Source organism: Mycobacterium hubeiense (assembly GCF_002838065.1).
GTDB lineage: Bacteria > Actinomycetota > Actinomycetes > Mycobacteriales > Mycobacteriaceae > Mycobacterium > Mycobacterium hubeiense.
On the sequence record NZ_PIZU01000018.1, the window covers coordinates 49,964 to 73,428 of the forward strand.

Consider the following 23,465-nt stretch of genomic DNA (forward strand, 5'->3'; position numbering starts at 1 on the left):
CTACCGTAGTGGGCGAGAACTGCACGTGTAGCCCCTCGAGGAGCCCAGATGAGCCACCCCGGAGCCACTGCATCGGATCGGCACAAAGTCGTCATCATCGGCTCTGGCTTCGGCGGTCTCAACGCCGCGAAGAAGCTCAAACGAGCCGATGTCGACATCAAGCTGATCGCTCGCACCACCCACCACCTGTTTCAGCCGCTGCTGTACCAGGTGGCCACCGGCATCATCTCCGAGGGCGAGATCGCGCCGCCCACCCGGGTGATCCTGCGCAAGCAGAAAAACGTGCAGGTCCTGCTCGGCGACGTCACCCGCATCGACCTGACCGACCAGACCGTCACCTCGGAGTTGCTCGGTCACACCTACCGGACTCCGTACGACACACTGATCGTCGCCGCCGGCGCCGGGCAGTCCTATTTCGGCAACGACCACTTCGCCGAATGGGCGCCGGGCATGAAGACCATCGACGATGCGCTGGAGTTGCGCGGCCGGATCCTCGGCGCGTTCGAACAGGCCGAGCGTTCCAGTGACCCGGTACGCCGGCAAAAGCTGCTGACGTTCACCGTGATCGGTGCCGGCCCCACCGGTGTCGAGATGGCAGGCCAGATTGCCGAACTCGCCGACCACACGCTCAAAGGCGCGTTCCGCCACATCGATTCGACCAAAGCGCGGGTGATCCTGCTCGACGCCGCGCCCGCGGTGCTGCCGCCGATGGGCGAAAAGCTCGGCAAGAAGGCCCAGGCGCGGCTGGAGAAGATGGGGGTGGAAATCCAGCTCGGGGCGATGGTCACCGATGTGGACCGAAATGGCTTGACCGTCAAGGACTCCGACGGAACCATTCGCCGCATCGAGTCAGCGTGCAAGGTGTGGTCGGCGGGTGTTTCCGCCAGCCCGCTGGGCAAGGACCTCGCCGAACAATCGGGTGTGGAACTCGACCGCGCCGGACGGGTCAAGGTGCTGCCGGACCTGTCCATCCCGGGCCACCCCAACGTGTTCGTGGTCGGCGACATGGCCGCCGTCGAAGGCGTGCCGGGCATGGCGCAGGGCGCGATCCAAGGCGGCAAGTATGTCGCCAACCTGATCAAGGCCGAACTCAAGGGCGCCGATCCCGGCGCGCGGGAACCGTTCCAGTACTTCGACAAAGGGTCGATGGCCACGGTGTCGCGGTTCTCCGCGGTGGCCAAGATCGGCGCGCTGGAATTCGGCGGCTTTATCGCATGGTTGGCCTGGCTGGTATTGCACCTGGTCTATTTGATCGGGTTCAAGACCAAGATCACCACGCTGCTGTCGTGGACGGTGACGTTCCTGTCCACCCATCGCGGCCAGCTGACCATCACCGAGCAACAGGCCTACGCGCGCACCAGGATCGAAGAGCTCGAGGAGATCGCGGCGGCGGTGCAGGACGAGAAGGCGGCGAGCTAGAGCCGGCTAGAGCCTGTGCCCTTGCCACGTGGCCAGGCAGCCGCCCGCCGCCAGTTGCAGCAATGTGCCTTCGGTGTCGAAAGTTGTTGCTGGGTAGCGTAATTCGCTGACGCACGCCAGCGGGGTGTCGAGTTGGTCGTCGGCCACCGCACCGGCACCCAGTTCGATCCGGTGCCGCAGCAGCGGCCGGCCGTCGACGTCGGCGTGCAGACAACTGGACCAAAAGCCTTGCCGCTCACCGGTTCTGCCGATCTGGATGCGCTCCCGCACCCGTACGCTGCCGGTTTCGGTCAGGCGAAGCGATGTCGACGTGAGATGCCGGGAGTGACTAGCCACGATGGTGGGTTGCGGGTCGACATCGAGATCTCCCGCCACCTCGAGGTCCCAGCGTGCGTGTGATTCGGCCGTTGCCGCGCCGGGCAGCACGACGGTGCCCGCGGCACTTCGCACCCGAAGCCGCGCCCCAGGTTCCACGACGATGCGCACCGCGACGCTGTCCCCGCCGAGTGGGGTTGCCGCCGCCGAAACCAGGTGCACGGTATCGGGTTCGGTGCGGCGCGCGGCGAGCGCTCCCCCGCACTCAATGCGTGGCGGCCGGTTGGGGCACGCGACGATCAGGATGTCGGAACGCACAGTTGCTCTCGCACCCAGGTCAGCACCGGCCCGGCCGTCGGATCCTGTGTCAGCGAGATCAGCACCGTCGGGCGGTCCTGCCGCACGGCCGCGGCGTCGCGGCGCATCACGTCGAGGTCGGCTCCGACCAGTTGAGCCAGGTCGGTTTTGTTGACCACCAAAAGATCTGAATACGTCACGCCGGGACCGCCCTTGCGCGGCACCTTGTCGCCGCCTGCGACGTCGATGACAAAGATCTGCACATCGACAAGACCCGACGAAAAGGTGGCGGTCAAGTTGTCTCCGCCGGATTCCACCAGGATGAGATCGAGCGGGGACTCCGGTCGGTGATGCGCTTCGATCAGGTCGTCGATGGCGTCCAGGTTGGCGGTGATGTCGTCGCGGATCGCGGTGTGCGGGCAACCGCCGGTCTGCACGGCGGCGATCCGCTCGTCGGGCAGCACCGCGTGTCGACGCAGGAAGTCGGCGTCCTCGGTGGTGTAGATATCGTTGGTGAGCACGGCCAGCGAGAGCTCGTCGCGCAATTGACGGCACAGCGCGGCCACCAACGCGGTCTTACCCGAACCCACCGGGCCGCCGATGCCGATGCGCAGCGGCTCCCCCGGCCGTCGACTGCGTTTCGGTCGTTCGATGTGCGAGTGGGGCTCGCCGTCCAGGAAATGTGGTGGCACCGGAAGACCTCCTTTACGAGAAAAACAGGGGTCGCTCGCGCTCGGTGTGGCGCTGGGCCAGCACGTCGAGCAGCGGATCGGACAGATCGGCCAGACCCTTGCCGGCCTCTGTCGCAGTGTGGTCGCACAGCGCGGACAGTTCGAATGTCAGCGCCGCCACATCACCGGGGTCGAGAGCCAGCAGTCGCTGTGCGGCGGTCGCCGACCCCGTCATCGTGGTGTACACCACCGACAGGGCGGTGTGTTCGGGCGACAGGCCGCTGGCCGCTCCGACGGCGCCCGCCGCGACCGCGAGGTGCGGCGTGGCTCCGAACTGCGCCCAGTCGTGTTCTGGCCACACCCGCCGCGCAAGCCGAATCAACCCACGACCTTGGGTGCGGGAGGCCTGGCGCGCGGCGGGAGCCGGTGTGCGCGCGTCGGTTTCGCGGTCGGCGGTGTCGGCGGTCAGTCCGCCGCCGTGCACGGCGGCCGCGATCGAGCCGGCCACCAGACCATGAGTGCGGATGCGGCGGCGCAAAAACGCCCGCAACGTCGCTAGATCCGTCACCAAGCCGCTGGTGACAGCCTCCTCGATACCGCCGGAGTGCACATGTCCACCCGTCGGTAGCCGAGAGTCCGACAGCATGAGCAACGTCGCGAGACTGGTCATCAGAACAGGAAATACCGTTGTGCCATCGGCAGTTCCGCGGCGGGCTGCTCCTGCCACACGTCGCCATCGATACGGACTGTGAAGGTGTCGGGTTCAACATCGATACGCGGCAGAGCATCGTTGAGAGGCATCTGAGCCTTACCGAGGTGCCGGACGTCCTTGACCGCTATCAGCGGGCGGTCGACGGCGATCCGGTCGGCGAGCCCATCGTCGATTGCCTGCGGCGCAACGAAATGCACCGACGTGGTGGCCGCAGCCGTCGCGCCGAACATCGGCCGCGGTAGCACCGGCTGCGGCGTCGGGATCGACGCGTTGGCGTCACCCATTGCGGCCCAAGCGATCATGCCGCCCTTGAGCACGGCGTGCGGCCGCACTCCGAAGAACGCCGGCTCCCACAACACCAGATCGGCCAGCTTGCCTACCTCCACCGAGCCGACTTCGCCGTCGAGCCCGTGCGCAATCGCCGGGCAGATGGTGTATTTCGCGACATAGCGGCGGGCCCGGTTGTTGTCCGCCGGGCCGTCACCAGGGAGCGCCCCGCGACGGCGCTTCATGACGTGGGCGGTCTGCCAGGTGCGGATCACCACTTCGCCGATGCGGCCCATCGCCTGTGAGTCGCTTCCGATCATCGATATGGCGCCGATGTCGTGCAGCAGGTCCTCGGCGGCGATGGTCGACGGCCTGATCCGGCTTTCGGCGAACGCCAGATCCTCGGGGATCGCGGGGTTGAGGTGGTGGCACACCATCAGCATGTCGAGGTGCTCGTCGAGCGTATTGACGGTGTGGGGGCGAGTCGGATTGGTCGAACTGGGCAGCACATTGGGTTCGGCCGCGATGGTGATGATGTCGGGTGCGTGGCCCCCGCCGGCGCCCTCGGTGTGGTAGGCGTGGATCGTTCGCCCGGCGATTGCCCCGACCGTGCTCTCGACGAACCCGGCTTCGTTGAGGGTGTCGGAGTGCAACGCCACCTGTACCCCGGATTCGTCGGCGACCCTCAGGCACGCGTCGATAGCCGCCGGGGTGGAGCCCCAATCCTCGTGCAGCTTGAAACCCGAAGCGCCGCCCCGCAATTGCTCCCACATCGCTTCGGCGCTGACGGTATTTCCTTTACCCAGCAGTGCGACGTTCAGTGGCCACGAATCCAGGGATTCCAGCATGCGGGCGAGGTGCCAGGCACCCGGGGTCACGGTGGTGGCCTTGCTCCCTTCGGCCGGTCCCGTGCCGCCGCCGACGATCGTGGTGATGCCGCCACCCAGCGCTTCGGCCAGGATCTGCGGGCAGATCAGGTGCACGTGGGAGTCGATGCCCCCTGCGGTGAGGATGCGTCCGTTGCCGCCGATCACCTCCGTCGACGGCCCGACCACCAGGTCCGGATGCACGCCGCTCATGATGTCGGGGTTGCCCGCCTTACCGATCGCGGCGATGCGCCCGTCACGGATCCCGATGTCGGCCTTGATGATTCCCCAGTAATCGAGGATGACGGCCCCGGTGATGACCGTGTCGGGTGCGCCCTCGGCACGGGTGGCCCGACCCTGGCCCATCGACTCGCGCAGCACCTTGCCCCCGCCGAACACCGCCTCGTCACCGGCCAATCCCGGGCCTCCGCTGCGGTCCTCGGTGATCTCGATGAACAGGTCGGTGTCAGCCAATCGGATCCGGTCGCCGGTGGTCGGCCCGAACAGCGCGGCGTAGTGCTCCCGTGACAGTTCGGTCATGAGACATCCAGCCGACCGGGCGGATTCAGGCTTAGGCCGTGCACTTCCCGCTTGCCGCCCAGTGGAACCAGCGAAATACGTTGGGTCACACCGGGCTCGAATCGCACGGCGGTGCCCGCCGGGATGTCCAGCCGGTAGCCGTGTGCGGCGTCGCGGTCAAAGTCCAACGCGGCGTTGGCCTGTGGCAGATGCACGTGGCTGCCCACCTGCACCGGCCGGTCGCCGGTGTTGACGATGTCGAGCGTCAGTCGCGGCGCACCGGCGTTGATCACCACGACGCCGGCGCCGTAGAGGATTTCGCCGGGTGTCATGGGATCGGGTGGTGGACGGTGACCAGTTTGGTGCCGTCCGGGAACGTCGCCTCCACCTGGACGTCGTCGAGCATCTCGGGCACTCCCTCCATCACGTCTTCGCGGCGCAGCACCTCGCGCCCGCTGACCATCAGCTCGGCGACGGTGCGGCCGTCGCGGGCGCCTTCGAGGAGATGGTCGGTGATTATCGCGACGGCTTCGGGGTGGTTCAGCTTGAGACCACGGGCCTGTCGACGGCGAGCCAGTTCGGCGGCATAGGAGATCAGCAGCCGGTCCTGTTCATGCGGGGTCAGACGCATAGTCGGCGATATTGCCATGCACCACGGCGGTCGGCAGCGCTACTGGTGCGGCAGGTTCTGCAGCCGCACCTGGCCGCGCGCCACCGCGCGGTCGTTCTCGTCGGTGATGGTGATCAACCACAGCTGCTGGCGGCGGCCCCGGTGGATCGGGGTGGACACCGCGGTCAGTGTGCCGCCGCTGATCGCGCGCAGAAAGTCGGTGTTGTTGTTGACACCGACGACGGTGCCGCCGCCGTTCTCGGTCAGCCAGACATGGCCGGACACGCTGGCGAGGCTCTCGATGATGGAGCAGTACACGCCGCCGTGCACGATTCCCCACGGTTGCAGCAGTTTGTCGTGGATCGTCAGTTGCGCGCGCCCACCATCCGGGGTGACCTCCAGATAGGTCAGACCGAGTTCCGTGTCGAATCCATCGCCGAGGCCGGCGGGCAGTTCCGTCGTCACGATCTCGTGTCTACACGGTGGGGATCCGGCGCTATCGTCGGGCATGGCCAAAACTGTGAAGGACCTCGTCGAAGCCGCCAATGCCGTCGTTCCCCGGATTTCGCCGGCGCAGGCGCAGGAGCTGATGGCCAAGCCCAACACCTTGGTCGTCGATGTGCGCGACGCACCGGAAGTGCAACAGACCGGCAAGGTCGCGGGCGCGGTGCACGTACCGCGCGGAATGCTGGAGTTTCGGGCCGACCCCGAATCTCCTTACTACGACCAGCATTTCACCAAAGACAAGACCGTGATCCTGTACTGCGGGTCGGGCGGGCGCTCAGCGCTGTCGGGTCAGGCGCTCAAGGAACTGGGGTACGCCGAGGTGTACAACATGGGCGCCTTCAAAGACTGGGCGGAAAGCGGCGGCGCCGTCGATAGAGCCTGAAAAGGCTTGAACCGCAGGGTCATCCGTGAAATGCGGTCGGGCCCCGCACACATGGCGCGGGGCCCGACCTTCGAGTGGACCGGGGGTCTCTGCAGCCCTCAGGACTCCGGCGCGGTCCGGTGGTCTCGTGCCTAGAGGATAGGCAAGGCTTGCCTAATTAAGCAACCCCTTCCCTGCCATCGCCCGGCTCGTGCCGCGAACGGGCAGCCCGAAGCCGACCAGCGCGTCGAGCACGGCCTGGCCGCGGCGCATGCTGGTCAACTCGCTCGAGCCGGCCAGCAGCGGCACCTGGGTGGCGGCGCTGACGACGGCGGCGCCGACGATATTCCACATCGAAGAGATGGCCATGGCTCCCCCGCTGACCTCCAGCAGCCGGCGGAACAACGGGTCGAGGGCGCGGTGGCTGCGATGCGCGATCCAGGTGGTCAGCGCGGCTTCGCTGGGCAGCGCGACGATGCCGTCGCGGGTGGCACTGCCGAGCCGGTCCGGACGGTCCGCGAAGAAGGGGTCGTCGGGCAGGGCTCGCAGCGTGGGATCGACGACTCCGACCCAGTCGATGGCCCCCTCGGAATCGACGTGCACCCACAGGTTCTCCAGCCCGGTGTCCCAGGCGCGGCCCTCGAGCACCACGAGCGGCACCACCCGTCCGACCACCACGTGGGCCAGGGTCGCGGCCAGTTGCTGGGCGGCTGCGGTGCGGCTGTCCATCTCGTCGGCGGCAACGTCGAACATCCGCCGGAGACGATCGGTCGTCACCGCCTCGGCCAGCGGCCACCACCGACGACGGGACAAATCGCCCATCACCGCGACGCCGTACACCCTCGGGCACTCCGGATACAGCTCACGAAGTCGCCTGCTGGACTCGTGTAACGGCAGCATCCGCCTGATTGCCATGCCTGCGATGAGCGGATCGTCGACCACAACCGTCATGAAGCCTCCCGAGTGACTTAGGTTAGCCTTACTATAGTCACCGGCATCTCGGGGGCCAGTCCCTGTGACTCGATTCACATCACGTCACAGAACGGCGGTTGACCTTGGCCGAAGGACGCCGACGACGGCCGAGGCGTCACGTCCGCCGATGGATACGACACACGGTAGTAAGCCCGTAGTACCCTGAATTCAGTGCTCAAGAGAGTGAACGGAACATGGCGAAAATGACGCGTCTGGGTGACCTCGAGCGCGAGGTGATGGACCATCTGTGGTCCGCGCGTGAGCCGCAAACCGTGCGCCAGGTGCACGAGGCCCTCGCCGCCAGGCGCGATCTTGCCTACACCACGATCATGACCGTGCTGCAGCGGTTGGCGAAGAAGAATCTCGTCGTGCAGCACCGCGACGACCGGGCCCACCGCTACGCGCCCACCCACGGCCGCGACGAGCTGGTGGCCGGCCTGATGGTCGACGCGCTCGACCAGGCTGCGGACTCCGGTAGCCGGGAGGCTGCGCTGGTGCACTTCGTCGAGCGCGTGGGCGCCGACGAGGCCGCCGCGCTGCGCCGCGCACTGGCCGAGCTGGAGGCGAAAGTCCGCGTTACCCGGCCTGCTGGTAATCCGGGCACCGGCTGAGAGAGACTTACAGCGTGTCCGCGCTGGCCTTCAGCATCGTCGCACTGCTCCTGGTGGGGCCGGTGCCGGCAATCCTGGCGCGTGCGTCCTGGCCACTGCGGGCGCCGCGAGCCGCCGTCGTGCTCTGGCAATCCATTGCGCTCGCCGCGGTGCTGTCGGCGTTTTCCGCGGGCATCGCGATCGCCAGCCGGCTGTTCGTGCCGGGGCCGGACGGTCGCCCCACCGCCACCATCATCAGCGAAATCGATGCGCTCGGCTGGCCGCTGTGGCTGCTCTATGTGGTGGTGCTCGCGCTGACCCTGCTGATCGGGGCGCGGCTGATGATCGCCGTGGTGCAGGTCGCCATCGCCACCCGCCGCCGCCGGGCCCACCACCGAATGGTCGTCGATTTGGTGGGCAAGCCGCACCGCAGCAGCGGTCTGCGCGTGCTGGACGTCGATCAGCCGCTCGCCTACTGCCTGCCCGGGGTGCGCAGCCGGGTGGTGGTCAGCGAAGGCACCTTGACCACGCTGTCGGACCGCGAAGTCGCCGCCATCCTGACTCATGAACGCGCCCACCTGCGCGCCCGCCACGACCTGGTGCTCGAGATGTTCACCGCGGTGCACGCCGCATTTCCGCGATTTGTCCGCAGCGCCAGCGCGCTGGACGCGGTCAAGTTGCTGATCGAACTGCTCGCCGACGACGCCGCCGTCCGCGCCACCGGCCCCACTCCCCTGGCCCGGGCCCTGGTCGCCTGCGCCGCCGGTCGACCGCCGTCGGGAGCGCTGGCCGCAGGCGGCCCGACCACGTTGCTGCGCGTACGCCGGCTCGGCGGCCGAGGCAACAGCCTGGCCCTGGCCGCGAGCGCCTACACCGCCGCGGCCGCCGTGCTCGTGGTGCCCACCGTCGCGCTTGCGGTGCCGTGGCTCACCGAGTTGCATCGACTCTTCTTCGTGTAACGAAACCCCCTGTGCCACAACAAAACAATGAAAGGCGCCGTATGAGCGAATCTGTTACTGCCGGCACCGCTCAGATCGGGGTCACCGGTCTGGCCGTCATGGGCTCCAACATCGCCCGCAACTTCGCCCGGCACGGCTACACCGTTGCGCTGCACAACCGTTCGGTCGCCAAGACCGATGCGCTGCTGGCCGAGCACGGGTCGGAAGGCAAATTCGTCCGCAGCGAGACGATTCCGGAATTCCTTGCCGCACTGGAGAAACCGCGGCGGGTGTTGATCATGGTGAAGGCCGGCGAGCCCACCGACGCGGTGATCAACGAGCTGGCCGACGCGATGGAGGAAGGCGACATCATCATCGACGGCGGCAATGCGCTCTACACCGACACCATCCGTCGGGAAAAGGCGATGCGCGAGCGCGGCCTGCATTTCGTCGGCGCAGGGATCTCCGGCGGCGAGGAGGGCGCTCTCAACGGGCCGTCGATCATGCCGGGCGGGCCAAAGGAGTCCTATGAGAGCCTCGGTCCTCTGCTCGAGGAGATCTCCGCCCACGTCGACGGGGTGCCGTGCTGCACCCACATCGGCCCGGACGGCGCAGGTCATTTCGTCAAGATGGTGCACAACGGCATCGAGTACTCCGATATGCAGCTGATCGGCGAGGCCTATCAGCTGCTGCGGGACGGGCTCGGCCTGTCCGCGCCGCAGATCGCCGACGTGTTCACCGAGTGGAACTCCGGCGATCTGGACAGCTTCCTGGTGGAGATCACCGCCGAGGTGCTGCGCCAGACCGACGCCAAGACCGGCAAGCCGCTCGTCGACGTCATCGTCGATGAGGCCGAGCAGAAAGGCACCGGCCGCTGGACGGTGAAGTCGGCACTTGACCTGGGCGTCCCGGTGACCGGCATCGCCGAAGCCGTGTTCGCCCGTGCGTTGTCGGGTTCGGTGGCGCAGCGGCGAGCCGCGACCGGACTGGCAGCGGGCATGCTGGGTGAAAAGCCCGGCGATGCGGCGAAATTCACCGAGGACGTGCGCCAAGCGCTCTACGCCTCGAAGATCGTCGCCTACGCCCAGGGCTTCAACCAGATCCAGGCCGGATCCGCCGAGTACAACTGGGGCATCACGCCCGGCGACCTGGCCACCATCTGGCGCGGCGGCTGCATCATCAGGGCCAAGTTCCTCAACCGGATCAAGGAGGCCTACGACACCGATCCGCAGCTGGCCACGCTGATCGCCGCACCGTACTTCCGCAGCGCGGTGGAGTCGGCCATCGACAGCTGGCGCCGCGTGGTGGTGACGGCGACGGCGCTCGGCATCCCGATCCCCGGATTCTCCTCGGCGCTGTCTTACTACGACGCCCTGCGCACCGAACGGCTGCCTGCGGCGCTGACGCAGGGTCTGCGCGACTACTTCGGGGCGCACACTTACGGCCGCATCGACGCCGACCCGGACCAGAAGTTCCACACCTTGTGGAGCGGGGACCGGTCCGAGGTGCCCGCCTAGACGACGAGCAGACGCAGAATCGCACTCTAGCGGGCCAAATCGTGCCATTCTGCGTCTGCTCGGCGAGTTACTGGGCCATCTAGACTCGGTGTCGATGCGTTTTCTCGACGGGCACACCCCGCCATATGACCTGACCTACGACGACGTCTTCATCGTCCCGGGCCGCTCGGACGTGGCGTCGCGGATGGACGTCGACCTGTCCACCGGCGACGGATCAGGCACCACCATTCCGGTGGTGGTGGCGAACATGACCGCGGTCGCGGGTCGGCGGATGGCCGAGACGGTGGCCCGCCGCGGCGGGATTGTCGTTCTGCCCCAAGACCTTCCGATCTCGGCGGTCAAGCAGACGGTCGATTTCGTCAAGAGCCGCGACCTCGTCGTGGACACCCCCGTCATCCTCAGCGCCGATGATTCGGTGTCCGATGCGCTGGCGCTGATCCACAAGCGGGCGCACGGCGCGGCCGTCGTCGTCTTCGAGGGCCGCCCCATCGGCCTGGTGACCGAGGCCAACTGCGTGGGCGTGGACCGGTTCACCCGGGTACGCGACGTCGCGGTGTCCGACTTCGTCACCGCCCCGGTGGGCACCGACCCGCGCGAGGTGTTCGACCTGCTCGAACACCTGCCGATCGACGTCGCCGTGATGACGGATCCGGACGGCACGCTGGCCGGCGTGCTCACGCGCAGGGGTGCGGTCCGGGCCGGCATCTACACCCCCGCCGTGGACGCCGCGGGGCGCCTGCGCATCGCCGCCGCCGTCGGCATCAACGGCGACGTGGGCGCCAAGGCCCGCGCGCTCGCCGAGGCCGGTGTCGACCTGCTGGTGATCGACACCGCGCACGGCCATCAGGTCAAGATGCTCGACGCGATCAAATCGGTGGCCTCCCTCGATCTGGGCCTCCCCTTGGCGGCGGGAAACGTGGTCTCCGCCGAGGGGACCCGTGACCTGATCAGCGCGGGCGCGTCGATCGTCAAGGTCGGAGTCGGCCCCGGCGCCATGTGCACCACCCGGATGATGACCGGCGTGGGCCGTCCACAATTCTCGGCGGTCCTCGAATGTGCCGCAGCGGCAAGGCAACTCGGCGGCCACGTCTGGGCCGACGGCGGCGTCCGTCATCCCCGTGACGTCGCGCTGGCACTGGCCGCAGGCGCCTCTAACGTCATGATCGGGTCCTGGTTCGCGGGTACCTACGAATCCCCGGGCGACCTCATGCGCGACCGCGAAGACCAGCCCTACAAAGAGAGCTACGGCATGGCGTCGAAGCGGGCGGTGGCCGCGCGCACCGCTGCGGACAGTTCATTCGACCGGGCTCGCAAGGCCCTGTTCGAGGAGGGCATCTCCACCTCGCGGATGGGTCTGGACCCGTCGCGCGGCGGCGTGGAGGACCTGCTCGACCACATCACGTCGGGGGTGCGCAGCACCTGCACCTATGTCGGCGCCGCCACGATCGCCGAACTTCACGAGAAAGTGGTGCTGGGGGTGCAGTCCGCGGCCGGTTACGCCGAAGGTCATCCGCTTCCGAGCGGGTGGTGAGCCGTTAATATGGTTCTTTCCTGACGAGTTCAAGCGAAAGGGATCACGTGCCGCAGGCACCCGCCGAGGCCCCCGGTTCTGATCGGGCCTGCCGGACACCGCGGCCAGCCCACGAGCCGTCCGAGTCCGAACCTTCCTCTAGTCAGCCGGGCACAGGGCCCGGCGAACATGGGGTCGCGACACGATGAACGTCGCGTTGTCGCTGCTTTCCCTGCTGGCGTTCGTGGCGCTCACCGCGGGGACAGCGGTGTTCGTGGCCGCGGAATTCTCGCTGACGGCGCTCGAGCGCAGCACGGTCGAGGCCAATGCGCGCAGCGGTGACCGCCGGGACCAGATGGTGCGGCGTGCCCATCGCACGCTGTCGTTCCAGTTGTCGGGCGCGCAGGTCGGTATTTCGATCACCACTCTGGCCACCGGTTTCCTGGCCGAGCCGGTGGTGGCGCGGCTGCTGCACCCGGGGCTGGACGCGCTGGGACTCCCTCCCGCGGTGGCCGGCGGGCTGGCGCTGGTTTTGGCGATCCTGATCGCGACGTCGCTGTCGATGGTGTTCGGCGAGTTGGTGCCCAAGAACCTCGCCGTGGCCCGGCCGGTGCCGACCGCGCGCGCCTCCGCGGGCCCGCAGCTGTTGTTCTCGATGCTGTTCACGCCGTTGATCAAGCTGACCAACGGCACCGCGAACTGGATTCTGCGACGGCTGGGCATCGAGCCGGCCGAGGAGCTGCGCTCGGCGCGCTCGCCGCAGGAGCTGGTGTCGCTGGTACGCACGTCGGCGCGCAGCGGGGCGCTCGATCCGGTCACGGCCGTGCTGGTGGACCGCTCTCTGCGGTTCGGTGGCCGCACGGCGGAGGAGCTGATGACGCCGCGCTCGAAGATCGAGGCGCTGGAGGCCGACGACACCGTCGCCGATCTGGTGGAGGCCGCGATCAGGACGGGCTATTCACGCTTCCCGATCACCGACGGCGATCTCGACGAAACCATCGGGGTGGTGCACGTCAAACAGGTTTTCGCGGTGCCGCACGACGAACGGGCGCGGACCCGGCTGGCCGTGCTGGCGCTGCCTGTGGCCACCGTGCCGTCGACGCTGGACGGAGATGCGGTGATGACGCAGATCCGCGCCAACGGTCTGCAGACCGCGCTGGTCGTCGACGAATACGGCGGCACCGCGGGCATGGTCACCGTCGAGGACCTGATTGAGGAGATCGTCGGGGATGTCCGCGACGAACACGACGACGCCACCCCGGACGTGGTCGCAGCGGGCCGCGGATGGCGGGTGTCGGGGCTGCTGCGCATCGACGAGGTGGCCGCCCAGACCGGATTCCGCGCGCCCGAGGGCGAATACGAGACGATCGGCGGACTGGTACTCGAGGAGTTGGGCCATATCCCGGAGGCCGGCGAAGCAGTGGAGCTGACGGCATTCGATCCCGACGGACCGCTCGAGGATCCGGTGCGCTGGCTGGCCACCGTGGTGCGGATGGACGGCCGACGCATCGACGTGCTCGAGTTGACCGAATTGGGCCGGCGGGGAGGCCACGATGGGTGATCTTCTCGGTGTGTTGCTGACGGTGCTCCTGCTCGGCGTCAACGCGTTCTTCGTCGGTTCGGAATTCGCGTTGATCTCGGCCCGCCGCGACCGGCTGGAGGCGCTGGCCGAACAGGGCAAGAAGAGTGCGGTCACGGTGATCCGGGCCGGCGAGAACCTGTCGCTGATGCTGGCCGGCGCCCAGTTGGGTATCACGATCTGTTCGATCTTGCTGGGCCGGGTCGGTGAACCCGCGGTCGCGCATCTGCTGGAGAAGCCCTTCCACCTGGTGGGCATCTCGGATGCAGTGCTGCACACGGTGTCGTTCTTCGTGGCGCTGTCGATCGTGGTGACGCTGCACGTGCTGCTCGGCGAGATGGTGCCGAAGAACATCGCCATCGCCGGCCCGGAGACCACGGCCATGCTGCTCATCCCGACGTATCTGGTGTGGATTCGCTTGGCCCGGCCGTTGATTGCGTTCTACAACTGGTGCGCCAACGTCACGTTGCGTGCGGTTCGGGTCCAGCCGCGCGATGAGCTCGAAGTCACGGTCTCGACGGTCGAGTTGTCGGAGATGATCGCCGAATCGCTGTCGGAAGGTCTGCTCGATCCCGAAGAGCACGGCCGACTGACCCGCGCCCTGCAGATCCGCACCCGCGTTGTCGACGATGTGGCGGTTCCGCTCGACGAGATCCACGCCGTGCCGGTCGCCGCCGAGGGCACCGGGCCGACCGTCGGCGCCGTCGAACGGGCGCTGACCGACACTGGGTATTCGCGGTTCCCGGTCGCCGACGCCGCCGGCGAATTCATCGGATACCTGCACATCAAGGACGTGCTGGCACTGGCCGACAAACCTGACGCGGTGCTGGATCGGTCCATGGTGCGGCCACTGCCGCGGGTGTCGGCGTCGTTGCCGCTGCCCGACGCGCTGTCCAAGTTGCGCCGTGACAACGCGCACTTGGCGCTGGTCACCGCTGCGGACGGCCGGGTCACCGCGATGGTCGCGCTGGAGGACCTGGTCGAGGATCTGGTGGGAACCGTGCGCGATGGGACACATCGTGTCTGATTCCCTTCTGCACGAAGGCGATTGGACGACGCGAGAGCGGGCCCACCGCGAGCGGGTGCAGCACTTCGTCGAACCACATGTCCAGCGTCAGCGCGCCGGCGTGGCGCATCCGGTCTGGGACTTCCTATTCACCTACTACAACGCCCGACCGCGGCATTTGCGCCGCTGGCATCCGGGTTTCGGCGTGGTGCTCGGCGGGCAGGCGGCGCATCGCTACCTCGGCTACAGCGGTTATGGCGCGCACCCCGCCGGCGTCACGGTGAGCCGCGACTACCTGCAGGCCCGCGCGGACGCCGTCCGGTTCATCGCCGAGCTGCTGCGCGCCACCGCCGCCCGCCCGGCCCGGCTGAACTGCTTCGGCCTGCACGAGTGGGCAATGGTGTACCGGGCGTCCACCGTGCGCCACGCCTACGTCCCGCTGCGCCTGGGTGCCGCCGGGACCGATGCCGTCGTCGAATCAATGCCGTTGCGGTGCAGCCACTTTGACGCGTTTCGCTTCTTCACCGCGCCCGCTGCCAGGCGTAACTCCGACCGGCTCACCCGCGACCGGCAGATCGCCACCGAACAGCCGGGCTGCCTGCACGCCGGGATGGACCTGTACCGGTGGTCGCTGAAGCTGGGACCGCTGATCGCCTCCGAGCTGCTGATGGACTGTCTGGAACTGGCCGCCGACGCCCGCGAACTGGACATGCGGGCCAGCCCGTACGATCTGTCCGGCTACGGATTCGCGCCGATCGCCGTCGAAACGTCGACCGGCCGCGCCGAGTACGTGCGGGCCCAGCAAGAGATTGCTGAGCGGGCCGCACCGTTGCGCGCAACCCTGGCCAACCGGTGTGAGGCGCTGCTCACGCTGGTCGAGGGCGATTAGCCCGCTCGTTACCCACGGGTAAGCTTGGTCGACGGCTGTAGGGAGGAAACACATGACGGATCGCGTGCCGGTTGGGAACCTGCGCGTCGCCAAGGTGCTGCACGACTTCATCAACAACGAGGTACTGCCGGGCACCGACCTCGACCCCGACACGTTCTGGTCGGGCGTGGACAAAGTCGTCGCCGACCTGACGCCCAAGAACCGGGATCTGCTGGCCCGCCGCGACGAACTGCAAGCCCAGATCGACAAGTGGCACCGCCAGCGCGTCATCGAGCCGATCGATCTCGAGGCGTACAAGCAGTTCCTCGTCGAAATCGGTTATTTGGAGCCCGAACCCGACGACTTCACCATCACCACCTCCGGCGTCGACGACGAGATCACCACCACCGCCGGCCCGCAGCTGGTCGTGCCCATCCTCAACGCCCGGTTCGCGCTGAACGCCGCCAACGCCCGCTGGGGTTCGCTCTACGACGCGCTGTACGGCACCGACGTCATCCCGGAAACCGACGGCGCAGAAAAGGGCACCAGCTACAACAAGATTCGCGGCGACAAGGTCATCGCCTACGCCCGCGGCTTCCTCGACGAGGCGGCGCCGCTGGCCGCCGGATCGTGGAGTGAGGCCACCGGCCTCAAGATTGACGACGGGCAATTGCTGATCTCCTACGGCGACGGCCTGTCGACCGGGCTGGCCGCCCCGGAGCAGTTCGTCGGCTACACCGGTGAGCTCGGCTCACCGTCGTGGTCGGTGCTGCTGCGCAACCATGGCCTGCACATCGAGATCCTCATCGACCCCGAATCCCCCGTCGGCTCCACCGACGCCGCCGGCATCAAAGACGTGGTGCTCGAATCCGCGGTCACCACGATCATGGACTTCGAGGACTCCGTGGCCGCGGTCGACGCCGACGACAAGGTGCTGGGCTACCGCAACTGGCTGGGCCTGAACAAGGGCGACCTGGCCGAAGAGGTGACCAAGGACGGTAAGACGTTCACCCGCGTGCTCAACCAGGACCGCACGTATAAGACCGCCGACGGCGGTGAACTGACGCTGCCCGGCCGCAGCCTGCTGTTCGTGCGCAACGTCGGCCACCTGATGACCAACGACGCGATCGTCTTCGACAACGGCGACGAGGTGCCCGAGGGCATTCAGGACGCGCTGTTCACCAGCCTGATCGCGATGCACGGGCTGAAGTCCGGCGAGGCCAACGGTCCGCTGGTCAACAGCCGCACCGGCTCGATCTACATCGTGAAGCCGAAGATGCACGGACCGGACGAGGTGGCGTTCACCTGCGAGCTGTTCAGCCGCGTCGAGGACGTGCTCGGGCTGCCGCAGAACACCCTCAAGGTCGGCATCATGGACGAGGAGCGGCGTACCACCGTCAACCTCAAGGCATGCATCAAGGCCGCCGCCGACCGCGTCGTGTTCATCAACACCGGCTTCCTGGACCGCACCGGCGACGAGATCCACACCTCGATGGAGGCCGGGCCGATGATCCGCAAGGGCGCCATGAAGAACAGCACCTGGATCAAGGCCTACGAGGACCAGAACGTCGACATCGGCCTGGCCACCGGGTTTTCCGGCAAGGCGCAGATCGGCAAGGGCATGTGGGCGATGACCGACCTGATGGCCGACATGGTCGAGCAGAAGATCGGCCAGCCCAAGGCCGGCGCCACCACCGCCTGGGTGCCGTCACCGACGGCGGCGACGCTGCACGCCATGCACTACCACCAGGTCGATGTGTTCGCGGTGCACAAGGAGCTGGAAGGCAAGAAGCGCACCACGATCGACGAATTGCTCACCATCCCGCTGGCCAAGGAACTGGCCTGGGCGCCCGAGGAGATCCGCGAAGAGGTCGACAACAACTGCCAGTCGATCCTCGGCTACGTGGTGCGCTGGATCGACGCCGGCGTGGGCTGCTCGAAGGTGCCCGACATCCACAACGTCGCGCTGATGGAGGACCGCGCCACCCTGCGCATCTCCAGCCAGCTGCTGGCCAACTGGCTGCGCCACGGCGTCATCACCGAAGACGACGTGAAAGCCAGCCTGCGTCGGATGGCGGCGGTCGTCGACAAGCAGAACGAGAAGGATCCGGAGTTCCGGCCGATGGCGCCCGACCCCGATGCCAGCGTTGCGTTTCTGGCCGCGCAGGACCTCATCCTGCAGGGCACCGCGCAGCCCAACGGCTACACAGAACCGATCCTGCACCGGCGCCGTCGGGAATTTAAGGCCAAGGTCGCCGGCCCGCAGCAGTGACTAGACTGCGGCGCAGGTGATGACCGGTAGACGGAAGCGAGTACAGGGGTAGGGATGGGTAGGCACAGCATTCCCGATCCTGACGACTCGCCCGACGAGCGGCCACCCGAGGAACCTTCGGCGCCGCGGTACGAGCGCGACTACGAACCGGACTACGGGCCCGGGTTCGCAGACTCTCGGGACGCCGGCTATCGCGAACCCGAGTACACCGAGCCTGACTATCGAGAGTCCCCGTATCGGGAACCTGAGTATCCCGAGCCCGACTACTCCGAGCCCGGCTACCGCCGCGGTGAGTACACCCGTTACGGCGAACCCGAATTCGGGCCGCCCGAATACCGCGAGTCCCAGTATCGCGAGCCCCAGTATCGCGAACCGGACTTTTACGACGACTATCCCGAACCCGAGCCGGAGGTGAGCACCTCCCGGTTCGCCAAGCCGCCGACTCCCCCGCCGTCGCCGCCGTCCAAGCACGGGGCCGATTGGGACGGTGGCGAGTGGACCGGCAGCCACCGGGCTGTGGTGTCGGGGCGGCGCGGCGTCAGCATGGGCGTGATCGCGGCGCTGGTGGCCGTCGTCGTCGTGGTGGGTGCATTCATCCTGTGGCGGTTCTTCGGTGATGCGTTGTCCAACCGAAGCGATGTCGCGGCGGCCACCTGCGTGGAAGGCGAACTTGCCGTCGCGGTGGTCGCGGATCCGGCCATCGCCGAACCCGTCCAGATCTTGGCCACCAGATACAACGACACCGCGGATCCAGTCGGTGATCGTTGCGTGAAGGTGCATGTCAAGGCGGTGGAGTCCGATCAGGTGGTCAACGGGTTTGTCAACGCCTGGCCCGCCGAACTCGGCGAGCGGCCGGCGCTGTGGATCCCGGCCAGCAAGGTGTCCGAAGCGCGACTCGAAGCGGTGGCCGGCGCCCAGACCATCAGCGACAGCCGGTCATTGGTCACCTCACCGGTGTTGTTGGCCATCCGTCCACAGCTCAAAGAAGCTCTCGCGCAGCAGAATTGGGGCACCCTGCCGGAACTGCAGACCAATCCCACCGCGCTGGACGCGCTGAATCTGCAGGGCTGGGGATCGCTGAAACTCGCGCTGCCGGTCCGCGGTAACAGCGACGCCTCCTACCTGGCCGCCGAGGCGGTGGCGGCCGCATCCGCCCCGGCCGGCGCCCCCGCCAGCGCAGGGATTCCAGCGGTCAACACCCTGGTCGGCGGGCAGCCCAAGCTCTCGGACAACCAGGCCTCCACCGCGATGGACGCCCTGGTGAACGCGTCCGATCCCGCAACTGCACCCGTGCACGCGGTGGTCACCACCGAACAGCAACTCTTCCAGCGCGGCGCGTCCCTCGACGACGCCAAGAACACGTTGGATTCCTGGCTGCCGCCCGGCCCGACGCCTATCGCCGACTATCCGACCGTGCTGCTCAGCGGCAACTGGCTGTCCGGAGAACAGGTGACCGCGGCAAGCGAATTCGCCCGGTTCATGCGCAAACCCGAGCAACTCGCCGAACTGGCCAAAGCCGGATTCCGCACCGAAGGCGGCGAACCTCCACAGAGCGACGTCACCAGTTTCGCCCCGGTGTCGGCCCCGCTTTCGGTGGGCGACAACGCAATGCGCGCGACGCTGGCCAATGTCCTGACCGCTCCGGCGGCGGCGCAGGGCGCAGCCGTCACGATCATGCTCGATCGGGCAATGCCCACCTCGGAGGGCCCCAACACGCGGATGGGAAACGTCGTCAACGCGCTGATCCCCCGGATCGAAGCACTCCCGTCGAATGCGGCCGTCGGGCTGTGGACGTTCGACGGCACTGCAGGCATATCCCAGGTGGCGATGGGCCCGCTCTCGGAACCCGTCGACGGCGCGCCGCGCTCGGAAGCGCTCACCACTGCGCTGGATTCGTTGTCGTCGACGTCGGGCGGCGCGGTGTCGTTCACCACGCTGCGGCTGGTGTACAACGAGGCGATGGCGAACTTCCGTGAGGGACAAAGCAACTCGGTGTTGGTGATCACCGAGGGGCCACACACCGACCAAACGCTGGACGGCCCCGGGCTGCAGGAGTTCATTCGCGATACCTTCGACCCGGCGCGTCCGGTCGCCGTGAACGTCATCGATTTCGGCTCCGACTCCGACCGGTCCACGTGGGAAGCTGTCGCCCAGACAACCGGCGGCACCTACCAGAACCTCAACAACTCCGCGTCGCCCGAGCTGACCGCGGCGATCACCACAATGCTCGGTTAGCCCGCGACCTCGAGCAGGCTCAGCGCACTGCGCGCGAACACCTCCGGCACCTCCAGCTGTGGGTAGTGCCCGACTCCGCGTAATTCGATGACATCTGCGGCTGGGCGCAATTCCCGCAATCCGTCAAGCACATTCGTGGTGGCGACCGGATCGTCGAGCGCCCATAAGAAGTGCAGCGGCTTGGGCCACTCGCGGATCGCGCCGTGCCAGCGGGACGCGTATTGCACGCGTTCGTCGAGGTAGGAGATGAGCAGATGCGCGATGCGGTGGCCGTCGTTGTGGCTCAACAGCGCCCACTGGGCGGCGGCTTCCTCGGCTGACAAGGGATGGTTGGTGCCGAACAGTCGCGCGAAGCCACGAGTGAACATCTGCCGGTTGGCCAGTCGCGCGACGAGCGGGCCCAACGGAGACCGCAACAGGTTCTGAATCGGGCGCAGGCTGGCCCGCTCCAGGATGATGGAGCCGTTGGACAGCACCGCCCGCCGCAGGTCAAAACGCAAGCGGCCCTGCAGGTCTCGTGCCATCAGTTCGGTGGCCACCGAGGTACCCATATCGTGTGCCACCACGACCACCGGGCCGCTAGTCGTGTCCGCGACCACCGTCTCCACCAGGTCGGCCTGCTCGAGCAGACTGTATCGGTGCGGCCGGGGCTTGTCCGACAGGCCGAACCCGAGGAAGTCCATGGTCAGCCACGCGCGATCGCCCAGATGCGGCAACACCATTCGGTAGTCGAACGAGCTCGACGGATAGCCATGCAGCAGCAACACCGTCGGGTCCCTCCCGCCCTGCGAACGAACGAACAGCGAACCCGGACCGGCCTGCACCCAGCGGCCGGCGTCGCGCCACTGGCAGACGGTCGGTGGCATCACCTGTTCGACGCTAGCAACGGTTGTGATTTTCGAGTAGTGGACTACTCGTGAAGGGCGCCGCGGGCCGGCGCAAGCTGACGTACATGACCAACAAATACGAAGTCATCAGCGGCGATACCCTCTGGGGCCTCGCCGAACGGTTCTACGGCGACGGCCGGCGTCATCTCGTGATCGCAGCCGCCAACGGCCTTGCCGATCCAGCTCACATCGTGGTCGGCCAGGAGCTGGAGATTCCCTATGTCACCTTCCGTCACCAGGTAAAGGCAGGCGACACGAAAAAGAGCCTGGCCCAACACTTTTACGGCAACGAGAATCTGAGCGAAGTGTTCGAGATCCCGAACGGCGCCGCCCAGCGTGATCTCATCGTCGGTGAGTGGCTGCTGATTCCCGACCTCGCAAATCCCGGTCACCACACCGTGGTTGCCGGGGAAACGCTGCCGGTGTTATCGGACCGCTGGTACGGCGACGCCAACCTGTGGCCGATCATCGCGATCGCCAACGAGCTCAGTGACCCCGAACCGGCGCCGGACACCGTGTTGATCCGGCCGCGTCTGAACCGGCGTCACACCGTGGTCGCCGGCGATACGCTGTGGAAACTGGTTGGAGACAACTACGGAGACTACGGCGACGACCGGACGCTCACCTTGGTGAAGGTTGTCGCGGCGGCGAATCTGATCTCCGATCCGGACCGCATCACTGTCGGGCAGCTCATCTACTTCCCGTCCTTCGAGTAGGGCGGCTGAAGCTGCGGCGCACCGCTTTCCGTGGACTTTCACGGTAAGTACCCGACTCCGGACGGGATTGCCTAAGCTCGACGTGATGCCGCGGACTGAGCCTTCGATCCTGACTGTGTTACGCGAACGTGCCAGTTTGCAACCCAACGACACGGCGTTCACCTTCATCGATTACGAGCACGACTGGTCCGGCGTGGCCGAAACGCTGACCTGGTCTGGGGTGTATCGGCGCACGCTGACCGTTGCCGAGAGCCTTCGTCCGCACGGATCGTCCGGTGATCGGGCCGTCATCCTGGCACCCCAGGGACTGGACTACATCGCGGCGTTTCTGGGCGCGATGGAAGCCGGATTCATCGCTGTTCCGCTGTCGGTGCCCCAGCCCGGCGCGCATGACGAGCGGGTCGGTGCAGTGCTGCGAGATGCCTCTCCGACGGCCATCCTCACGACCTCATCGGTGGTTGCCAACGTCACAGAGTATGCCCAGGCACAAGGGGATTCTCCCCCAGCCGTCATCGAAGTCGATCTGCTGGATTACGACTCGCCCGCCCGCTCCACGGCCGGCGGTCAGCGTCCGAGCGCCGCGTATCTGCAGTACACCTCCGGGTCGACGCGACTGCCGGCCGGTGTGGTGATCTCCCACCGCAATCTGATGGCCAATTTCGAGCAGATGATGGCGGACTTCTTCGCCAACTACGGCAAGGTCGCGCCGCCCGACACGACGATGGTGTCGTGGTTGCCCTTCTACCACGACATGGGCCTGGTGCTCGGGATCTGCGCGCCCATTTTGGGTGGTTTCCGCACAGTACTCACCAGTCCGATTGCGTTTCTGCAGCGACCGGCCCGGTGGATCCAATTGCTGGCGAGCAATACCCACGCGATGACGGCGGCGCCGAACTTCGCGTTCGAGCTGGCCGTGCGGAAAACGTCCGACGACGACATGGCCGGCCTCGACCTGGGAAACGTGTTGGGCATTCTCAGCGGTAGCGAACGGGTACACGCTGCGACCCTCAAGCGTTTCACGGACCGGTTCGCCCGGTTCAATTTCAGCGACACTGCGATTCGGCCGGCGTATGGACTGGCCGAAGCCACGGTGTACGTGGCCACGCGTCTGCCCGGTCAACCGCCGGAAATCATCTATTTCGAATCCGAGAAGCTCTCCGCGGGTCACGCCAAGCGGTGCATCAGCGGCGGCGGCACACCGCTGGTGAGCTACGGGGTGCCGCAGTCGCCGACTGTGCGGATTGTCGATCCCGACACCGGGCGCGAGTGTCCCGCCGGAACGATTGGCGAGATGTGGGTGCACGGCGACAACGTCGCCATGGGCTACTGGCAGAAACCCCAAGAGACACAAGACACCTTCGGCGCACAGCTGGTCGATCCGTCGCCCGGCACCCCGAAAGCGCCGTGGTTGCGAACGGGGGACCTCGGCTTCATTTTCGACGGCGAGCTGTTCATCATCGGCCGCATCAAGGATCTGCTGATCGTCTACGGGCGCAACCACTATCCCGAGGACATCGAAGCGACGGTCCAGGAGATAACCGGTGGTCGGGTGGCGGCGATCTCGGTGATGGGTGAGCGAACCGAGCAGCTCGTCACCATCATCGAAGTCAAGAAACGCGACGAAGACGCCGAGGACGCGATGCGTAGGCTGTCGGCCGTAAAAAACGATGTCGTGTCGGCGATCTCCAAGGCCCACGGTCTCAGCGTTGCGGATCTCGTTGTGGTGGCGCCCGGTTCGATTCCGATTACGACCAGCGGCAAGATCAGACGTGCCACTTGCGGCGAAATGTACCGCCGCAACGAGTTTGCGCGCCTAGACGGCTAGCCTGGC

Annotated in this window: 22 protein-coding genes; 13 read left to right on the forward strand and 9 right to left on the reverse strand. The window is 67.0% G+C overall.

The features are described from left to right. The first annotated feature begins 48 nt into the window (after positions 1-48). Positions 49-1,419 (forward strand): NAD(P)/FAD-dependent oxidoreductase, encoded by a 1,371-nt coding sequence (locus tag CWS39_RS15390; protein ID WP_102143793.1) that lies wholly within the window; start codon positions 49-51, stop codon positions 1,417-1,419. A gap of 6 nt (positions 1,420-1,425) precedes the next feature. Here CWS39_RS15390 and CWS39_RS15395 read toward each other — a convergent pair whose 3' ends face one another. The 7 genes from CWS39_RS15395 to CWS39_RS15425 are packed head-to-tail and all read right to left on the reverse strand — an operon-like array spanning position 1,426 to position 6,141. Further along, a complete protein-coding gene (locus CWS39_RS15395; protein WP_102143794.1) occupies positions 1,426-2,052 on the reverse strand; it encodes an urease accessory protein UreD in 627 nt (208 codons plus the stop codon). After that, entirely contained in the window at positions 2,034-2,723 is a 690-nt protein-coding gene (ureG, locus tag CWS39_RS15400) for an urease accessory protein UreG (RefSeq protein ID WP_102143795.1), read from the reverse strand. The genes CWS39_RS15395 and ureG overlap by 19 nt, the downstream gene beginning before the upstream one ends. A gap of 13 nt (positions 2,724-2,736) precedes the next feature. Continuing rightward, positions 2,737-3,372, reverse strand: coding sequence for an urease accessory protein UreF (locus CWS39_RS15405; RefSeq protein WP_102143796.1), 636 nt, complete (start codon positions 3,370-3,372; stop codon positions 2,737-2,739). After that, positions 3,372-5,087, reverse strand: coding sequence for an urease subunit alpha (locus tag CWS39_RS15410; RefSeq protein ID WP_102143797.1), 1,716 nt, complete (start codon positions 5,085-5,087; stop codon positions 3,372-3,374). The genes CWS39_RS15405 and CWS39_RS15410 overlap by 1 nt, the downstream gene beginning before the upstream one ends. After that, positions 5,084-5,398, reverse strand: coding sequence for an urease subunit beta (locus CWS39_RS15415; protein ID WP_102143798.1), 315 nt, complete (start codon positions 5,396-5,398; stop codon positions 5,084-5,086). The genes CWS39_RS15410 and CWS39_RS15415 overlap by 4 nt, the downstream gene beginning before the upstream one ends. Beyond that, the gene (locus tag CWS39_RS15420; RefSeq protein ID WP_102143799.1) at positions 5,395-5,697 is read right to left on the reverse strand and encodes an urease subunit gamma; all 303 of its coding nucleotides are present in this window, start codon (positions 5,695-5,697) and stop codon (positions 5,395-5,397) included. The genes CWS39_RS15415 and CWS39_RS15420 overlap by 4 nt, the downstream gene beginning before the upstream one ends. Positions 5,698-5,736: 39 nt before the next feature. Continuing rightward, entirely contained in the window at positions 5,737-6,141 is a 405-nt protein-coding gene (locus tag CWS39_RS15425; RefSeq protein WP_102143844.1) for a PaaI family thioesterase, read from the reverse strand. A gap of 43 nt (positions 6,142-6,184) precedes the next feature. Here CWS39_RS15425 and CWS39_RS15430 point away from each other — a divergent pair, with 43 nt between their 5' ends. Beyond that, positions 6,185-6,565: a rhodanese-like domain-containing protein gene (locus CWS39_RS15430; protein WP_102143800.1), complete on the forward strand. Its 381-nt coding sequence runs from the start codon at positions 6,185-6,187 to the stop codon at positions 6,563-6,565. 153 nt (positions 6,566-6,718) lie between these two features. Here the strand turns inward: CWS39_RS15430 and CWS39_RS15435 are convergent, their stop codons facing one another. Continuing rightward, on the reverse strand, positions 6,719-7,495 hold the full coding sequence (locus CWS39_RS15435) for an iron reductase (protein ID WP_102143801.1): 777 nt from the start codon (positions 7,493-7,495) through the stop codon (positions 6,719-6,721). Between the two features lie 215 nt (positions 7,496-7,710). On the opposite strand from CWS39_RS15435, the gene CWS39_RS15440 reads away from it, so the two are divergent. The 9 genes from CWS39_RS15440 (at position 7,711) to CWS39_RS15480 (ending at position 20,031) form a co-directional block, all read left to right on the forward strand. Continuing rightward, on the forward strand, positions 7,711-8,127 hold the full coding sequence (locus CWS39_RS15440; protein WP_102143802.1) for a BlaI/MecI/CopY family transcriptional regulator: 417 nt from the start codon (positions 7,711-7,713) through the stop codon (positions 8,125-8,127). A gap of 14 nt (positions 8,128-8,141) precedes the next feature. After that, the gene (locus CWS39_RS15445) at positions 8,142-9,065 is read left to right on the forward strand and encodes a M56 family metallopeptidase (protein ID WP_102143803.1); all 924 of its coding nucleotides are present in this window, start codon (positions 8,142-8,144) and stop codon (positions 9,063-9,065) included. Between the two features lie 41 nt (positions 9,066-9,106). After that, positions 9,107-10,561, forward strand: a complete 1,455-nt coding sequence (gene gndA / locus CWS39_RS15450; RefSeq protein WP_102143804.1) for an NADP-dependent phosphogluconate dehydrogenase — start codon at positions 9,107-9,109, stop codon at positions 10,559-10,561. 94 nt (positions 10,562-10,655) lie between these two features. Continuing rightward, positions 10,656-12,092 (forward strand): GuaB1 family IMP dehydrogenase-related protein, encoded by a 1,437-nt coding sequence (locus CWS39_RS15455; RefSeq protein WP_102143845.1) that lies wholly within the window; start codon positions 10,656-10,658, stop codon positions 12,090-12,092. Positions 12,093-12,276: 184 nt separating this feature from the next. Further along, positions 12,277-13,632: a hemolysin family protein gene (locus CWS39_RS15460; RefSeq protein ID WP_102143805.1), complete on the forward strand. Its 1,356-nt coding sequence runs from the start codon at positions 12,277-12,279 to the stop codon at positions 13,630-13,632. After that, positions 13,625-14,677, forward strand: a complete 1,053-nt coding sequence (locus CWS39_RS15465) for a hemolysin family protein (protein WP_102143806.1) — start codon at positions 13,625-13,627, stop codon at positions 14,675-14,677. The genes CWS39_RS15460 and CWS39_RS15465 overlap by 8 nt, the downstream gene beginning before the upstream one ends. Then, positions 14,670-15,545: a 3-methyladenine DNA glycosylase gene (locus CWS39_RS15470; protein WP_102143846.1), complete on the forward strand. Its 876-nt coding sequence runs from the start codon at positions 14,670-14,672 to the stop codon at positions 15,543-15,545. Before CWS39_RS15465 ends, CWS39_RS15470 begins: the two co-directional genes overlap by 8 nt. A 52-nt stretch (positions 15,546-15,597) precedes the next feature. Continuing rightward, positions 15,598-17,796 (forward strand): malate synthase G, encoded by a 2,199-nt coding sequence (locus CWS39_RS15475; protein WP_102143807.1) that lies wholly within the window; start codon positions 15,598-15,600, stop codon positions 17,794-17,796. Between the two features lie 54 nt (positions 17,797-17,850). Then, positions 17,851-20,031, forward strand: coding sequence for a substrate-binding domain-containing protein (locus CWS39_RS15480; protein ID WP_102143808.1), 2,181 nt, complete (start codon positions 17,851-17,853; stop codon positions 20,029-20,031). Here the strand turns inward: CWS39_RS15480 and CWS39_RS15485 are convergent. Further along, positions 20,028-20,897: an alpha/beta fold hydrolase gene (locus tag CWS39_RS15485; RefSeq protein ID WP_431306135.1), complete on the reverse strand. Its 870-nt coding sequence runs from the start codon at positions 20,895-20,897 to the stop codon at positions 20,028-20,030. The two genes, CWS39_RS15480 and CWS39_RS15485, sit on opposite strands and share 4 nt — an antisense overlap. An 86-nt stretch (positions 20,898-20,983) precedes the next feature. Here CWS39_RS15485 and CWS39_RS15490 point away from each other — a divergent pair, with 86 nt between their 5' ends. After that, a complete protein-coding gene (locus CWS39_RS15490) occupies positions 20,984-21,634 on the forward strand; it encodes a LysM peptidoglycan-binding domain-containing protein (RefSeq protein ID WP_102143847.1) in 651 nt (216 codons plus the stop codon). An 85-nt stretch (positions 21,635-21,719) separates the two neighbouring features. Then, a complete protein-coding gene (locus CWS39_RS15495) occupies positions 21,720-23,459 on the forward strand; it encodes an AMP-binding protein (protein WP_102143810.1) in 1,740 nt (579 codons plus the stop codon). Positions 23,460-23,465 lie beyond the last annotated feature (6 nt).

Bases quoted from the DNA above. Each gene is read 5' to 3' on its own strand.
- CWS39_RS15440 (WP_102143802.1), top strand. From the start codon at position 7,711: ATGGCGAAAATGACGCGTCTGGGTGACCTCGAGCGCGAGGTGATGGAC.
- CWS39_RS15455 (WP_102143845.1), top strand. From the start codon at position 10,656: ATGCGTTTTCTCGACGGGCACACCCCGCCATATGACCTGACCTACGAC.
- CWS39_RS15415 (WP_102143798.1), bottom strand. From the start codon at position 5,398: ATGACACCCGGCGAAATCCTCTACGGCGCCGGCGTCGTGGTGATCAAC.
- CWS39_RS15475 (WP_102143807.1), top strand. From the start codon at position 15,598: ATGACGGATCGCGTGCCGGTTGGGAACCTGCGCGTCGCCAAGGTGCTG.
- CWS39_RS15480 (WP_102143808.1), top strand. From the start codon at position 17,851: ATGGGTAGGCACAGCATTCCCGATCCTGACGACTCGCCCGACGAGCGG.
- CWS39_RS15435 (WP_102143801.1), bottom strand. From the start codon at position 7,495: ATGACGGTTGTGGTCGACGATCCGCTCATCGCAGGCATGGCAATCAGG.
- CWS39_RS15485 (WP_431306135.1), bottom strand. From the start codon at position 20,897: ATGCCACCGACCGTCTGCCAGTGGCGCGACGCCGGCCGCTGGGTGCAG.
- CWS39_RS15405 (WP_102143796.1), bottom strand. From the start codon at position 3,372: ATGACCAGTCTCGCGACGTTGCTCATGCTGTCGGACTCTCGGCTACCG.
- gndA (WP_102143804.1), top strand. From the start codon at position 9,107: ATGAGCGAATCTGTTACTGCCGGCACCGCTCAGATCGGGGTCACCGGT.
- CWS39_RS15430 (WP_102143800.1), top strand. From the start codon at position 6,185: ATGGCCAAAACTGTGAAGGACCTCGTCGAAGCCGCCAATGCCGTCGTT.
- CWS39_RS15410 (WP_102143797.1), bottom strand. From the start codon at position 5,087: ATGACCGAACTGTCACGGGAGCACTACGCCGCGCTGTTCGGGCCGACC.
- CWS39_RS15495 (WP_102143810.1), top strand. From the start codon at position 21,720: ATGCCGCGGACTGAGCCTTCGATCCTGACTGTGTTACGCGAACGTGCC.
- CWS39_RS15390 (WP_102143793.1), top strand. From the start codon at position 49: ATGAGCCACCCCGGAGCCACTGCATCGGATCGGCACAAAGTCGTCATC.
- CWS39_RS15465 (WP_102143806.1), top strand. From the start codon at position 13,625: ATGGGTGATCTTCTCGGTGTGTTGCTGACGGTGCTCCTGCTCGGCGTC.
- CWS39_RS15420 (WP_102143799.1), bottom strand. From the start codon at position 5,697: ATGCGTCTGACCCCGCATGAACAGGACCGGCTGCTGATCTCCTATGCC.
- CWS39_RS15490 (WP_102143847.1), top strand. From the start codon at position 20,984: ATGACCAACAAATACGAAGTCATCAGCGGCGATACCCTCTGGGGCCTC.
- CWS39_RS15460 (WP_102143805.1), top strand. From the start codon at position 12,277: ATGAACGTCGCGTTGTCGCTGCTTTCCCTGCTGGCGTTCGTGGCGCTC.